Source organism: Enterococcus sp. DIV1767 (assembly GCF_050542585.1).
In the GTDB taxonomy this organism is placed as follows: Bacteria; Bacillota; Bacilli; order Lactobacillales; family Enterococcaceae; genus Enterococcus_D; species Enterococcus_D innesii.
In genome coordinates this window covers 1,312,951-1,328,557 of record NZ_CP172936.1, presented here as the reverse complement: position 1 = coordinate 1,328,557, position 15,607 = coordinate 1,312,951, and the positions used below count along the sequence as shown (strand labels likewise).

General features: G+C 41.5%; 10 protein-coding genes. 3 read left to right on the top strand and 7 right to left on the bottom strand.

What is annotated here, in order from left to right:
- Positions 1-181 precede the first annotated feature (181 nt).
- Positions 182-757: a CYTH domain-containing protein gene (locus IGI78_RS06380; RefSeq protein WP_081118447.1), complete on the top strand. Its 576-nt coding sequence runs from the start codon at positions 182-184 to the stop codon at positions 755-757.
- Positions 758-865: 108 nt separating this feature from the next.
- A complete protein-coding gene (locus tag IGI78_RS06375) occupies positions 866-1,522 on the top strand; it encodes a DsbA family protein (RefSeq protein ID WP_096742518.1) in 657 nt (218 codons plus the stop codon).
- 131 nt (positions 1,523-1,653) lie between these two features.
- On the opposite strand, the gene pepF is transcribed toward IGI78_RS06375, so the two are convergent.
- The 5 genes from pepF to IGI78_RS06350 form a co-directional block, all read right to left on the bottom strand.
- The gene (pepF, locus tag IGI78_RS06370) at positions 1,654-3,471 is read right to left on the bottom strand and encodes an oligoendopeptidase F (protein ID WP_194195364.1); all 1,818 of its coding nucleotides are present in this window, start codon (positions 3,469-3,471) and stop codon (positions 1,654-1,656) included.
- Positions 3,472-3,531: 60 nt separating this feature from the next.
- Positions 3,532-4,530, bottom strand: a complete 999-nt coding sequence (locus tag IGI78_RS06365; protein WP_223272985.1) for a competence protein CoiA — start codon at positions 4,528-4,530, stop codon at positions 3,532-3,534.
- A 100-nt stretch (positions 4,531-4,630) separates the two neighbouring features.
- Positions 4,631-5,281, bottom strand: a complete 651-nt coding sequence (locus IGI78_RS06360) for an adaptor protein MecA (protein WP_077452520.1) — start codon at positions 5,279-5,281, stop codon at positions 4,631-4,633.
- A 152-nt stretch (positions 5,282-5,433) separates the two neighbouring features.
- Entirely contained in the window at positions 5,434-5,832 is a 399-nt protein-coding gene (spxA, locus tag IGI78_RS06355) for a transcriptional regulator SpxA (protein ID WP_003127030.1), read from the bottom strand.
- Between the two features lie 701 nt (positions 5,833-6,533).
- Positions 6,534-8,270: an ABC transporter ATP-binding protein gene (locus IGI78_RS06350; RefSeq protein WP_096742515.1), complete on the bottom strand. Its 1,737-nt coding sequence runs from the start codon at positions 8,268-8,270 to the stop codon at positions 6,534-6,536.
- A gap of 244 nt (positions 8,271-8,514) precedes the next feature.
- On the opposite strand from IGI78_RS06350, the gene IGI78_RS06345 reads away from it, so the two are divergent.
- The gene (locus IGI78_RS06345; protein ID WP_096742514.1) at positions 8,515-9,249 is read left to right on the top strand and encodes an HAD family hydrolase; all 735 of its coding nucleotides are present in this window, start codon (positions 8,515-8,517) and stop codon (positions 9,247-9,249) included.
- A 46-nt stretch (positions 9,250-9,295) separates the two neighbouring features.
- On the opposite strand, the gene IGI78_RS06340 is transcribed toward IGI78_RS06345, so the two are convergent.
- A complete protein-coding gene (locus tag IGI78_RS06340) occupies positions 9,296-12,460 on the bottom strand; it encodes an SNF2 helicase associated domain-containing protein (RefSeq protein ID WP_195265754.1) in 3,165 nt (1,054 codons plus the stop codon).
- Positions 12,461-12,476: 16 nt separating this feature from the next.
- Complete coding sequence (locus tag IGI78_RS06335) at positions 12,477-15,605, bottom strand: AAA family ATPase (RefSeq protein ID WP_195265753.1); 3,129 nt, start codon at positions 15,603-15,605, stop codon at positions 12,477-12,479.
- Positions 15,606-15,607 lie beyond the last annotated feature (2 nt).

The window sequence follows — 15,607 nt, the reverse complement described above, 5'->3', positions numbered from 1 at the left end:
TCTGTTCATAACATACCCCTTATTCTACCATACTCTTGGAATAAAACTGAATGGACAGAAGTGCAGAAACAAAAGATTTTTTGTCTGATCCAATCGTTGCTGCTTTTCTTTGTATAGTTTCTTTGACGGAATAGTTGAAACAGCGTACACTATGGTTGCAATAGAAAGAGAGTGAAAATCGATGGTCGAACAAGTAGAGATTGAATATAAAACGATGCTGACGGAAAAAGAATACCACCAGTTGCTTACTTATTACAATTTATCAGAAACAGCCTTCAAGACACAGACCAATTATTACTTTGATACAGCAGACCATAAATTGCGGGAAAAGCAATTTGGTTTGCGTATTCGCACGACGACTACCCATGCGGAGTTAACACTAAAGACCCCCATTGAACATGGTCTACTAGAAACGACTGATCCTTTACCGAAGGAAATCGCTGCGTCATTAATTGATTCAGAAAAAATTCTATCTACGGGTGTAGTTGCTCAACGCTTAAGAGCAGCGAATATCGAACCTGATTCATTACGCATGATTGCAGCATTAAAAACGAGACGGGCGGAATTCCCGATCAAAGAAGGATTACTCGCTTTGGATGAAAGCTGGTATGGTCAGCAACATGATTATGAATTGGAGCTAGAAGTAAGCGAGCCGCTCCAAGGAAAGCTTGCCTTTCAATCGTTGTTGCACACCTTTGATATTCCTTACCGACCAGCAAAAAACAAGATCATTCGTGCTGTAGAAGAAAAATCATAGTAGGCTGCCCTTTTGCTTACTTTTTCCGCGTTTTTTTGCTATATTTAATAAAACATACTTATTTTGTTTTTCAAGATACGAAAGAATCTTAATTGGGGAGAGATTCAAATGATCGAACTATTTTTATTTATTAATCCGATTGGGCCTATTTGTTATGATATCGAAAAAGAGATTATCAACAGATTAAATACAAATCGCAAAAAAATCCATTTGCAGATCCTACCTTTCGTTAATTTATTTTCAGTAGGCGTTTCGATGGACTATTTGTCCATGAACAAGGCGGATTTGGTCTTGCGTAATGAACAGACAAACCAAATCTACGCTGCGTCACTGGACTATAAAGCAGCCCAGTTGCAAGGAAAAAAAATTGCTCGGGATTTCTTATTGAAACTGCAACAACGAATAGGGATCGAAAAACAGGAATATTGTGACACCTTAGTAAAAGAGCTATTTTCAGAAACGAACGGTGATTTAGAGATGTTCTTAGAAGACCGTACATCTGAGCTAGTGAAAAAGAACTTTGCCACCGACCAAAGGGTAGCGAAAGACATGGGCATCACGATCACACCTTCTGCTGTGGTGTATGATTTTTCAAGTGAAGAAGAATATGGTGTCCTCTTGGAAGGATCAGAAGAGCTAAAAAGTCTTCCACTTATCTTTGGCACAGCGACAGAGCTTGATACATTTTTACAAAGTGCACAATCCTTACAAGCACCAAAACTTTCCACGATTCATGAAATTGATCGCGGGTTGATTCTTTTATGAAACCCTATTCAATAGCAATGCTGCGCAATGAGCCAAACGATGACTTTACGTTTGGCTCGTTGCGCAGCGTTTTCATTGTGCGCGAACAAAAAACAAACCAATCCATTGTGGATTGGTTTGTACTGTTTCATTTATGCTTCGATTTCTTTAACGAGTGCTTCCAATTCATTCAAACGTTGCTCAAATACTTTCATCGCATCTTCAATATAATCTGCTTTCGTCATATCGACGCCTGCTTTTTTCATGACTTCGATTGGATAATCACTACGTCCGGCTTTCAAATAGTTCAAATAGTTGGTTAAGGCATCCGGTTCGCCAGCTAAGATTTTCTTCGCCAAAGCAGAAGCTGCGGAAAAACCAGTTGAATATTGGTAGACATAGTAATTGTAATAGAAATGAGGGATTCGTGACCATTCGAGACGAATCTCAGGATCTTTTTCAACTGATGGTCCGTAGTATTTCGCATTTAACTCGGCATAATTCTCGCTTAAGAATTCACTGGTCAACGGTGTTCCTTTCGCATCTTCTACGTGCATGAAATGCTCGAACTCGGCAAATTGCGTTTGACGGAAAATCGTGCCTTTGAAACCATCAAGAAAATGATTCAAGACATAGGCTTTGACCCGTGGATCAGTCTCAGTCTGAAGCATGTATTCCGTTAATATATTTTCGTTCGTCGTCGAAGCGATTTCTGCTAAGAAAATCGAATAATCGCCATAGGCATAAGGCTGGTTATTCCTTGTGAAATAACTATGCACACTGTGCCCCATCTCATGAACAAGGGTGAAGAGTTGATCCAATCGATCATTCCAGTTCATTAAGATATAAGGCAGCGTGTCATAAGCACCTGACGAATAGGCACCACTGCGTTTGCCTTTGTTTTCAACGACATCGATCCACCGATTGCTGAAGGCTTCTTCAACTACAGCGAGATACTCTTCCCCTAATGGTTTTAGCGCTTCTTTCGCTTTTTCGACTGCTTCTTCATAGGTGTAGCGAATCGGTGCTTCCCCTAAAATCGGCGTGTACACATCATACATATGAAGTGTGTCGACAGCCAACAGGCGTTTTCTTAATGCCATATAACGGTGTAGTAACGGCAAATGTTGATTAACGACGTCCACTAACGTATCATAGACACTTTCAGGAATATGATTGGCACTCAAAGCGGCTTGGCGTGCGGAATCGTATTTACGGGCTTTGGCTTTAAAGTTGTGGGCTTTGATATTCGTACTTAAGGTTTGGGCAAAGGTATTACGGAATTGCTCATAGACGCCATAGAGACCTTTAAAGGCCGCTTCTCGAACAGAGCGATCTGTACTTTCCATCAACTCACCGTAGACACCATGTGACAGCTGCACTTTTTCCCCATTTTCGTCTTCAACGACTGGAAAATCCAAGTCAGCATTGTTTAAAACAGAGAAAATATTGCCAGGGGCACCAAAAATTTCGCCAGCACCGGCCAATAACGCTTCTTGATCGGCAGGCAAAACATGGGGCCGCTCGTTGATGGTTTTTTCGATCATATGACGATAAACTGCTAACTTAGGTTCTTGATCGAAATAGCCCCAAATCGTTTCATCGGACATCGTCAATAACTCGGGATCAAACCAAGCAACGGCTTCACTTACTTGCGCAACTAAACTGCTGGCTTTCGCATATAAGCCTTGATAAGTCGTATTAGCGGTGTCTTGGTCGTTTTTTAGATGGCTGTACACATACAGTTTCTCCAAGCGGCGAGAAAGATCTAAGACAAATTCTAAAGCGGCTAAAAAGGCTTGCGGACCGTCTGCTAAAGTGCCTTGGTAACGGCTGGCTTCTTTGACCTGTGCTTGAATTTCTTGAAATTCTATGTCAAAAGCCGCATCATCGGCATAGATTTTCGTTAAGTCCCACGTTTTTTCGACTGGGATCGATTCACGTGCTGGTAATTGTTTTGTTTCTGACATTCCCTTCACTCCTTGTTCATTGGTTAAAAATATCTTATCACACTTTTCAACGAAACCAAATCATTGGCTTGAAAAAGAAACCGAATTTTCTAAATATTGGCATTCTTGAAAGATTTCTCGCAATATTTCTCTTTGATCAAGCAAAGGAAAGTGCCATTGCCAATGCAACTGCCTCAGCCGGATCAACCACTGCTCAAAACTAATGGGACAATCACTTAAATAGAGAAAGCGAAAAATCAGTATGCGGTGTTCAAATAAAATGCCAAACCGACTTTCACAGTAGCACCACAAAGGCAGCTGTGAGACATTCCCATTCAACGGGTATACTATTTCTTGAATCTCTCTGATTTTGGGCAGTTTATTTCGTAGTTTTCGAATCACCCACAACCGATAATCGGTCGCTACCCATTCAGAAAAATTGTGGGTCTTCGATCCTTCTGTTTCGCACAAAGGTCGAAGTGTCTCTTTCCTGTAAGGCTCCCCTTTTTGTGTAGCAATTCGTCGACTGCTTACCCCTTCTTGATAATGCCATTTGATTTGGTGCAGCCTCACTAATGCCTGATTTCGCGTATCAATGAGCCACAAGCAAAAGCCAGTAGACTGATAAGTACAGCAAGCTTTTACCAAAAACGACCACTGGCGTTTCGGATACAATTTGGTCCCGAGGATCCACCAAGGCTGATAGCCGTTTGCTAAATAAGTGGTGGTTCGTTCCAGAAATCGTGAAAACTTGAGGGAAGAACACTGGACTTCAATGGCGATATTCTTGTAACAAAGGTCAGGACACTGTTGGAGTTTAGGCAAAAAGGCTTCGATTTCAATCCCTGTATCTTGAAACCACTCAAACAAAAGTTGTTTTGCTTCCAAATGTTCCTTCGTCTCCCTTTCACTGTACGTCTGACAATCAGTACTGGTTTGATGGGCAAAGTGGGGCTGTCGCTTTGGTCCCTGCCTCAAAATCACTTCTTTCTGACATCCTGGGCAATAAAAAGGGCCCGATGATTTCTTTCTCCCTTTCGCTGCAATAACTTCTTTTCTTTGGTTCAACGCTTTCAGCATCTGGCTCACCTCAATAAAAGATACGCCATTTTCTTTAATCACAATTGAAAAAGCCAAGAACATTGTCAAAATGTCCTTGGCTGGAAATGATTTTCATTCATTAATCATTCTTGAAGTAGAAACGAGTCAATTCAAGTGCATCGTTTTCCATAATCAACTCACCGTATTCAGATAAAACCTCTGGCGTCACTGACGTCCGTTGAGCAAACTCCATCAAATAAGAAAGTGCATTTTCTACTTCAATATCAGTAACATCTGCATCCATGAATCGAATTTCAATATAATAATGGTTGCCCATTTGGTAAAGATTGGTTGCAACAGAATCCAAATATACTTCGGATGCCAATTGAATCATATCTTCGAATCGCAACAACTCGAATACAAAACGATTGCCGATATCTTCTGCTTGCTCTGACTCTTGTAATTGAGCCGCCACATGCTTTTTCAACATATCGGTAATGTCTTCATTCGCTTCATCGTTCATCTCATCAAAATTTTCCATTCCTTCTGGTGGAAGATTTTTGCTAATAAACAATTCTAACCCATCGCCTTTAGGCAAGACTTGGAAAGTTACAGCTTCACTGCCTTTAAATTCTTCGTCAATATCAACTTCTTCAAGAATACTATAAAAGAAGTTTTCAATTTCATTGTGATTTCCTAGAAGGTCAAGAAAAGTGATGCCTCTCGCAGCTAAGTCTTCACTTTTGATCAATACACGAATGGTGTTTTCATTGATATGTTCCATTTCCATATTAGCTACACCTCACTTTTGCTACTCACTATAGGTTCATTGTATCGAAACCTGATAAAAAGTAAAGAGAAAACGAATATCCTCTTAAGAAAAACGTAAAAACTCAAAAAAAGACTCACTTTCTACGAGAAAGCGAGTCGATGAAGTCAAATTTATAAGCCTGCCATTAATTGCGCTTGTCTTAGTTCCAGTTGGCGAACATCCCTTGGTAAAAACCGACGAATTTCATCTTCGTTAAACCCAACTTGCAATCGTTTTTCATCAATCATGATTGGCCGACGCAATAATCCTGGATTTTCTTGAACAAGTGTCAATAAATCTTTTAGGGGCAGGTCATCTAGATCCATATTCAACTTTTGGAATACTTTGGATCTGGTGGAAATAATTTCTTCTGTGCCATCTTCTGTCATCTGTAGAATTGCCTTAAGCTCAGAAATATTTAACGGTTCTGAAAAAATATTTCTTTCAACAAAAGGGATTTCGTGCTCTTGTAACCACGCACGAGCTTTGCGACAAGATGTGCAACTTGGGGAAGTGTATAGTGTCAACAACGTGCATCTCTCCTTTTTAATTTTCAATCAAGCAAGTCCTGTGCCCTCGCTTGATTTCAATTATACAGGTTTAACTAAAAAAAATCTAGTCTAAATCTCATATTTTTTAATAAAAATCGAAAGTTATATTAAAAGCGAAACCTCTTAGGCAAAAGGTTTCACACAAAAACTTTGTTTTTAAATGAGAAAACTCAAATTTTTTTTTAATATTACTTCTTTTATACAACAGTGTGTCAAAGGTGTATCAAAAAGATGTCAGAATATTAAAATACTCTTTTAGTTGAATCGCGCGTTTTTTAATTTCCTATCTGTAATTACATGTGTAATCAAAATACAAGGAGAAAAACCAAGTCCATGGCTCAATCGTTTTCAAAGGAAAAATTTCACGAACCATTGTTGCCTTCAAACCGATAGGGCTACAATAAAAATATATGTTATTTTTTTCAGAGAAGATTTTCAGCTCATCCCTTCAATCTTGATTCAATTGTATCACATTCCTTTTTAATCAGAAAACCATACAAGCATTTCTGTCATAATCGACATTAAAACAGCAGGAGAAATGAATATCTGCTTATAAATGAAAAGGGTTTCTCACAAAAATTTAGTGAAAAACGATCAACCCAAGAAGCCCGTCTTTTTATGCTTTTTCCTGACAAAACATAAAAAGGCTAGGGCTTTCTTGAATGGATCGTTCCTTTTTTCTAAGAGAGAGACGGTTCCCCATCACGAGCGAATTGCGCATCATGCAATGCGCGATAATGTCCCCTTTTCGCCATCAATTCTTCATGGGTTCCTTCTTCCAAGATGCCTTTTTCACTAACGACAATGATTCGTGTTGCATGTTTGATCGTCGCAAGACGATGAGCAATGATCAAGGTTGTGCGACCATCTGCCAATGAATTCAAGGATTCTTGAATCACTTGCTCGGTTTCCGTATCTAACGCTGATGTTGCTTCATCTAATATCAAAATCGGCGGATTTTTCAAGAACATCCGAGCAATCGCTACCCGCTGCTTTTGGCCACCGGATAATTTGACTCCTCGTTCACCAATGACTGTATCCAACCCATCTGTCATTTGATCGATGACTTTTTCCAAGTGTGCTAACTTGACTGCCTTTAGAATCTCTTCTTCTGTTGCATCGAGTTTGCCATATGCAATATTTTCTCGAATCGTTCCTGGGAAAAGAAAGACATCTTGCTGGACAGTCCCAATCTGCTGACGTAAAGAAGCCAAGGTCATCTCCTGAATATTGATGCCATCGATCGTAATAGCACCTTCCGTGACTTCATAAAAACGTGGCAAGAGATTGCATAACGTGGTTTTCCCTGAACCACTTTGTCCTACGAAGGCGATCGTCTCGCCGGCTTTGATCGACAAATTGATGTGATTCAAGACTTTTGTCGCATCCGCATAAGAAAAAGAAACATCATGGTAGACGATATCTCCTTTTAATGATTGAACGGCCCGTGCCCCTGGTTTGTCTTTGATCGTCGGTTCTTTATCCAATTCTTCCGTCAATCGTTTGAAGCCGGCGATTCCTTTGGGATAACTCTCGATCATCGTATTGACCTTCTCAATTGGTCTAACAAAGACATTCGACAATAAAATAAACCCTACAAACTGGCCATTCGTCAGTTCACCGCGAATCACGTAGTAAGCACCAAAAATTAGAGCAAACAAGTTGATCAAGCGAATCAGGAAGTAATTGTACGCTGAACTGATCGCCATTACCTTATAAAAAAGGATCTTTGATTGACGATAGATTTCGCTCAATCCATCAAAGCGTTTGTGTTCGAACGTTTCATTGGCAAACGATTGAGTCACCCGAATGCCGCTGACAGATGCTTCCACTCCGGCGTTGAACTCACCGAGGTTGTCATAGATCTGTGTGTTGACTTTGGTCATTTTCTTGTTGAAAAAAACTAAGGCAATCGTAATCAATGGAATCAACGCAAATGTCGCTACCGCTAATTGAACATGCATATTTAACATCAATAGGAATGAACCGACTAAAGTCATGATGGTAATAAAAACATCTTCTGGCCCATGGTGAGCGACTTCAGAAATTTCAAAGAGATCCGTAGTCAAACGACTGATCAGCTTGCCAGTCTTTTGATTGTCATAATATTCAAAAGATTGCGTTTGCAGATGTCGAAACAGTTCTTGACGCATATCTGTTTCAATATTGACCCCAAGTTTATGACCATAAAAAACTACGATATATTGCAACACAGTATTGATCACATAAAACAAGAACAAGCCTAAGCAAGCCAATAGTATCAGGCGAAAGTTGTTCTGGGGCATGATCTTATCGATTACTTGGTTGACGGCTACGGGAAAGGCCAGTTCTAATAAACCAGCAAATACCGCACAAGTAAAATCCAACATAAATAGTGACCGATACGGTCGATAATAACGGAAAAACCTTTTTAACACATTTCCCCCTCCTCAATAGCTTTCATTATAAGCAACTCTTTGAAGAAATGCAAAATGAGAAACATGTGAAAATGGGTAAAATTCACTATAATTTTGAAAACCTATCAAGACGCGGATTTCTAAAAATAGTAAATAAAACCTTTATTTCACAAGGTTTTTCCTCTTTTTTTTAGAGTCATAATAGCTTATGATTGATTCGAAAACAAACTGAAAATTTTCACTAACTCTGAAAGGCGTGTCTCTTTTGATCACTAGTATTCTTTTTGATGTCGATGATACCTTATATGACCAGCAGCAACCATTTCGTAATGCCGTAACCTCATGCTTCCCACAAATTGCCCCCAAAGATCTAACCGCTCTTTACTTACGGTTTCGGGTGCACAGTGATGAGCAGTTTGGACGGGTATTGGCCAATGAATGGACACTAGATCATTTTCGCTATCACCGACTGACGCATTCATTAACGGATTTAGGATACTTACCTATTAAAATGGAAGAAAGCTGTAAATTCCAGCTGTGTTATGAACAAGAACTAGATGCCATTACGCTACATCCTGAAGTTGAGTCAACCTTAAACTATTTGTCTAAATTACCAATCAAGTTAGGGATTATTACTAACGGTCCCACCGACCATCAACAAAAGAAATTGGATCAGTTGCAATTGACTCGATGGATCAAACCAGAGCATATGATCATTTCCCAAGCAACTGGCTATCAAAAGCCGCAACTAGAAATTTTCCAATTGGCAGAAACCGACTTTGCTCTTGATCCAGAAACGACACTGTACGTTGGTGACAATTTTGATAATGACGTGGTCGGCTGCAAAAAAGCCGGTTGGCAAGCCTTGTGGTTCAATCATCGTCTCCGTCAGGCCCCTAATGGATTGGAAGATTTGCCAGATGTGTCTATCACCGCTTTCTCGCAACTCCAAGGAAGTATTGACACGCTCTTGCAGCTTCCTGCATACGCCTATAGCTAAAAAAACATGGACCTTCGCTTCAAGCGGGTCCATGTTTTTTTAATGCTTAATTTTCTTCACCGATACTCAAAATCAGACGAATATCTTCTTCGGTCATTTGTTGCAGCTGTGTTTCGTTGCCTTGGATCACTTTTTGAAAAAGTTCTCGTTTTTCTTGTTGCAGTGCATCCATTCGTTCTTCAATGGTTCCTTCAGCAATCATTCGCCAGACTTCGACAACATTTTTTTGACCGATCCGATGGGCTCGTCCAGCGGCTTGTTCCTCCACCGCCGGGTTCCACCACAAATCGTATAAGATTACGGTGTCTGCACCGGTCAGATTCAGTCCTGTTCCTCCTGCTTTTAATGAGATCAAGAAGACATCTTTTTCACCACTATTGAAGGCATCGACCATCGTCAAACGATCTTGTGGCGGGGTACTGCCGCGCAAATAAAAGGATTCAAATCCTTCTTGTGCTAGCTCTTCTTCAATGATCGAAAGCATGCTAGTGAATTGAGAAAATAGCAGTACCCGACGACCATTTTCTTTGGCTGCTAAGAGTAAATCTTTTACCTGTTCAAGTTTCCCAGAAGAACCTTCATAATCCTCCACGAATAATCGTGGGTCGCAACAGATTTGCCGCAGTCGAGTCAAACCAGCTAAGATACTGATTCGATTTTTACGGAAAGACGTAGAATCCATTTGCGCGATTTCTTCCCGCATTTGCCGCAAGTACGCCAAATAGATTTTCTTTTGTTCTTCTGTAAGGACACTGTAATAATTTGTCTCCAATTTTTGCGGCAAATCATGCAGCACGGATTTTTTGTCTCTTCGCAAAATAAAAGGTTTGATCATTTTCGCAATTTCTTGTGTGGACAGTTCTTTAAATTTCTGTTTGTTCGGGAAAAAGCCTGGCATAATCATTTGGAACAAGGACCACAATTCTTCTAGATTGTTCTCGATTGGTGTGCCACTGAGGGCGAACCGCTGTGGAACTTCCAAGGATCGCAAGGCCTGTGCCGTTTTGGTCGCACTGTTTTTGACCATTTGCGCTTCATCTAAAATCAAACAAGTCAGATCTAGTGCTTGATAGGCATCAATATCTTGCCGCAAACTTGCATAAGAAGTGATGCGGACGTCCGCTGGCTGCGCCATCTGCCCTTCGCGCTCTTCTTTCGTTCCGCTGATGACAGTCGCTGAAATCGTCGGCGCAAAACGTTTGATCTCTTGTTGCCAGTTGAACGTTAGACTGGCAGGTGCCACGATCAATGCATTCAATTTTTGTTTCTCTTGTTTTTCTGAAAGTAAGTAGCTAATCGTCTGAACGGTCTTCCCTAACCCCATTTCATCAGCAAGAATGCCGCCAAATTGATAATGACTCAACATTTTTAGCCAACGAAAGCCAACTTCTTGGTACTGCCGCAACTCAGCTTGCAAGTTTTCTGGCAGCTGCGCCTCAAAGTTTTCTGGGTGAATTAAGTCTTCCGTCATTTGCTGAAAGCCCGCGCTAAAGCTGGCTTGATCAGCAAACTGCTCTTGCAGGAGCAGCCCTTGATTCATAGGAACTTGGATCGCCCCATCCTTCGCTTCGAGTGAAAGACGCAATTTTTTCAGGGCAGCACTTGCTTCTTGAAACTCTTCGGATTCCAATGAAAGGACTTGCCCATTTTCTGTGGTATAAAATTGCGCAGATTGCAACAGACTCCGCAAAACATCGTTGATCTCTGATTCTTGAATGCCGCTAACATCAAACTTGATATCTAACCAAGAACCATTTTCTTCGATGACGATTTCTGGACGATGATGTTGGGCATCAAGATAGAGTTCCCGCAGCTTCTTGCCGATGCGAACTTCACCTAGTTGTCTCAACACCGGGATCTCTCTTGTGAAAAAGGCATAGAGTTGTTCACCTATCGGGAGGTTTTTTTGCCAGTTCTTACTGCTAGCTTGATAGCCAAAGGTTTCAATAATGGCTTCGATCCGTGCTTCTTGTTGGAAATCACGTAAAATCTCTGGATGATTTTCTGGCATGTATTGATGTTTTTCATCACTTGAAAAAACGACTTCTCCATAAGTAAAATCAACTTGTAGATCTACTTGACCTTTGATTTTCCGCAAGGAGAAAACTGCTTTCAATTCAGATTCTTCGATGTCATTTTGAACCTCAGGAGCCACTTGGACACGCCCAATTTTTCGCAAATAAGGCAAAACTTTCATAAAGAGATTCGCCAGCTCTTCTTTTGGATAATCAATGATTGGCTGTTCAAAACGTTTAAACAGCTGCTGCATCGTGACATAGATCTCCTTTTGCTCGACAGTCAATTCATAAAAGGTTCCATCCAACAGCCCCCAGTTATAATAACTTAGTAAGTGGTCGAAGTCTTTTACGAACTGCAGCGGAAAATGATCCGCTTCTTTTGTAACTGAAAACGTCAATGGTTCTCCCGATTGGAAGTCTACTTGGCTGACCTTGGTTTCACCAATGGTAATTTGCGTGTAGACATCATTGAATTGCAATAGCAGTTCCTTGCCGAATTCAACGGGCAGCAGCAAGTATTTTTTGTCAAGTTTGCCATTGATTTGAATGCCTGCTTGCCCCATTAATTGCTGGGTTTGCGAGATTCCTGCCAATCGATTTAATAAAGCTTGATTTTTCTCATCAAAGGCATCTGGAGAAAGGAAAAAGGTCTGTTGCTTATTGGTCGCATAGTGCTTGTTTTCTTGATACATTTGTAAAAATTTGTAAATGTCTTTGACGACATAAGTCCTGGCCGTGCCGCGATGGCCAACTTTCAAAGAGACGCCTAAAATATCCATCTCTTGATGATATGGATTTGTCGCAATCGTATCTACCCGAAATTCAATCTGTAATGGTTTACTCGCTTCTTTTTCACTGTTTAAGCGGGCAAAACCATTGGAAAACATCTCTGAAGCAGAAAAGGCTTTTTTGATGGGGGTTTGTTCATTGATTTTTCGTGTTTTTCCTTGTTTGCGTAAATAGAGTTCGACGGCCACCGTATGTTTGCAATAATGGTGCTCTTCCCAATAAGGACATTGGCAATAATCCACTTCTTTGGCAGTAGCATCCAAAGTAACTAAATACAATTCTGTTCCTAGTACTTCTGCGTGCCACACATTTTTCTCTTTATCCGGTGTGACAGACAAGACACGACCTTCATTAACGTAGGTTCTACCTCGCTCAATTACTTTTTCTGGAATACTCCACTTCATAAGAGCCCTCCTCTCCTTATTCTTTTATTCGGATCCGGCTTTGCCCGCTGCCGTTAGTTTCTACGAAAACTTGCTGCAGGATCCTTGCCCGCAGTTCTCGAACATGACTGATGATCCCAATCATGCGCCCTTCATTTTCGATCATTTCTAATGCTTCCATCGCCATTTCCAATGATTCTTCATCAAGCGAGCCAAAGCCTTCATCGATGAAGAGTGCTTCGATCTCAATCCCGCCAGCTCGTTGCTGGATCACATCTGCCAAAGAGATCGCCAACGCTAAGGCTGCAATAAAGCTTTCGCCACCTGACAGCGTATGAGCTCTTCTGACTTGACCGGCATTATCGTCATAGATATCGATCTCTAATCCTGTTGAGCTCCGATAGCTCCCGACTTTATCTGCTAATTCAAATTGATAACGGCCGCGGGTCAAACGGGCCAAGCGTTCGTTGGCGACATCTAAGATATCCGTCAAAAATTGCTGTAGTACATACCGTTCCAAACTGGTTTTTTTGACGTTTTCACCGTTGATAGTTTCTGCTAATTGCTGAAGTTGGCCTAATTGGGCAAGTTCTTCGACATTTTGCTGATAAATGACTTGCAACTCTTCAAACAACCGTTGATTGCCATTGACTTTCTCCTGTTTGCGGACTGTTTCTTGCTGTAATTCCTCCATCACAGTCTGCAACTGAAGGTAGGCCGTTTCCAATTGGTTTAAATCTATCGTAGCTTGCTCTTTTAACTGCGCATCTAACAATGCTAGCCGTTGCTGAACAAACGCCGTTTCTTGCTCATAGGTTTTGATTTCTTCTGAGAGAATGGTTCTTTGAGGGGCTTGGGCAATCAAGTCCCGCATCGTTTCTTCAGTCATACCAGCTTCTTGGAGTCGCTGCGTCAGTCGTTGCTCTGCTTTTGTCTTAGCCGCTTGCTTTTCTTCAAAAAATTGCTGCAGATTTTTCAGCTTCTCTGAAAGGATCGCTTGTTGCTCGTTTATCTGCGCTTCTTGTCGGGCATCCGCCTCGATTTGTTGCGTATATTCCATTAGTAAACCATTGGTTTCTCCTAAATCAGCTTGTAATTGTTCATACGTTGCGCCTGCAAGTTGTTCCTGCAAAGAAGCCAATTTCCCCTCCGCAAGCTGGCGCGCTTCTTGAGCTTTTTTCACTTGCTCACTGACTTGCTGATAGGACTCATTGAATGTTGCTAGCTGCTCATTTACTGCCTGATGTTTCTTCTGCGCTTCTTCATAAGAAGCGGCTTTTTGTTGATTAAACGATTGCCGTTTCTTTAGTTCCGCTACCGTCGTTTCCTCGGTAATCGCCTCTTGGTTTTCTATCGGCTGCAAGGCAGCAAATGCCTGTTGAACTGCAGTCCAAGCTAATTCCACTTGCTTCTGCGCAGCAGCACTGGTGGCTTGCCATTCGCTGATTCGCAATGTGGCTTGCTCCTGCAGCGTTTGATTTGCCGATACTTGCTGTTGGATCTTCGTCAATTTTTCTTGTGTTTGCTCAAGTCTTTGCTCACTGGCAATGATGTCTTCGATGCGATAGGTCGTGTGCTCCTGTGTATTCGGATGATCCAAGGATCCGCAAACCGGACAGGGTTCATTTTCTTCCAGTAAAAGGCGAAGCCGAGCAATTTGCATTCGAGCATTTTGACTGGTCTCTTGTTTTAGCGTTTTTTGCAGCTCCAGCAAGGATGCTGTCAATTGCTGTTGTTCAAGGACTAACTCCGAATGAATTTGTTGCTGTTCCCCTGCTTTTTGCTCGGCTTCATGAAACAGCATTTTTGCCTGCTGCCATTTTTCTACCTGAGCCTGCGTTTCTACCAATTTCACCGCTTCTGCTTGAAACCCTCGCAAGGTGTCGATTTCTTCTGCAAGATGCTGTGCTTGCGTTTTGGCACGTGCTTGCGCTTGATTTATTTTCGTTAACTCGATGGTCTGTTGTTGTGCGGCTTTTTCAAGCTGCTCCACTTCTTCTTGCTGGGCTTGTGTGCGCTGTGCTAGCGGGATCTGCTGCTGGATTCGTTGAACTTTTTGACTAGCAGCTTCCTGTTTTTTCTTGATGCCGTCAATCAACGATCGTTGGTCTTGCCAGCTTATTTGTTGCTGCTGAATTTCTTGCAGTTGCTGCTTTGTTTCGTTGATTTGCTGAGCAGCTTGCTGTGCTTCTTTCACGCGTTCTTCTTTTTGCTGCATGATTTCTTGATGTTCAAGCACCCACACCAACTGGTTCAACTGGGCTTTTTTCTGAGCGATCTCGGTTTTTTTAGCATGCAGCTCTCGGGCTTTTTCTTGTAGACCTTGCCTTTCGATCCGCGCATTTTCGATTTCTTTTGCACGGTAAAAAGCCTCTTGCGCAGCTTTCATTTCTTGCATTGTCTGGTCTTTTCTCTGCAATAACTGCTGAAGTTGGATCTGTTGTTTTTCTAAATCTTGCCCCCACAAAGTCAGACATTCCGTAACCGTTAAAATTTCCTGCTCTTCTTCCCATTCAAAACGCTCCATGATCTGCGAAGCGACTAGTTGCTGATGTTCAAGCTTTCTGCTTTGCGCTTTGACTTGTTCTTTTAGCCATTCATTAAATTGCTGGTACATTTCCGTACCAAATAGATTTCGCAAAACGCGTTCTTTCTCATTACTGCTAGCAATCAGAAAATTACGAAATTCTCCTTGCGGCAACATCATGATTTGAAAAAACTGTTTGGCATCCAGTTGCAGCAGATCCTTGATAAACGTATCAACCTCTGTCCGTTTACTGATCTGCTTTTTCTCTTTGCCATCTGCGTCAAAAATCGTCAATTGAACTTTTGCCGTTTGGTTGGTGACCCCGTCACCACGTTTTTTTGCTAACGTTTGTTCCGGTTTCCGTTGGATCTGGTAGGTAAAACGCTGATGTTCAAAAGTAAACGTGACGCTGGTCTCTTCGGTTGGTGAAGCAAACATCGAACGCATTTCTTTGCCTGAACGCAGATTCCCCGATGTTTCACCAAATAAGGCAAATGTCATTCCATCGAAAATCGTCGTTTTTCCTGCACCAGTTTTACCGCTGATCAAAAACAACCCGCCAGCTTGCAGCTGACTGAAATCCAATTTTTCATCGATGAATGGCCCAAAATTTTTCATTTGTAAAGACTTTGGTTGCATGA

Bases quoted from the DNA above. Each gene is read 5' to 3' on its own strand.
- IGI78_RS06380 (WP_081118447.1), top strand. From the start codon at position 182: ATGGTCGAACAAGTAGAGATTGAATATAAAACGATGCTGACGGAAAAA.
- IGI78_RS06375 (WP_096742518.1), top strand. From the start codon at position 866: ATGATCGAACTATTTTTATTTATTAATCCGATTGGGCCTATTTGTTAT.
- pepF (WP_194195364.1), bottom strand. From the start codon at position 3,471: ATGTCAGAAACAAAACAATTACCAGCACGTGAATCGATCCCAGTCGAA.
- IGI78_RS06365 (WP_223272985.1), bottom strand. From the start codon at position 4,530: ATGCTGAAAGCGTTGAACCAAAGAAAAGAAGTTATTGCAGCGAAAGGG.
- IGI78_RS06360 (WP_077452520.1), bottom strand. From the start codon at position 5,281: ATGGAAATGGAACATATCAATGAAAACACCATTCGTGTATTGATCAAA.
- IGI78_RS06340 (WP_195265754.1), bottom strand. From the start codon at position 12,460: ATGAAGTGGAGTATTCCAGAAAAAGTAATTGAGCGAGGTAGAACCTAC.
- IGI78_RS06335 (WP_195265753.1), bottom strand. From the start codon at position 15,605: ATGCAACCAAAGTCTTTACAAATGAAAAATTTTGGGCCATTCATCGAT.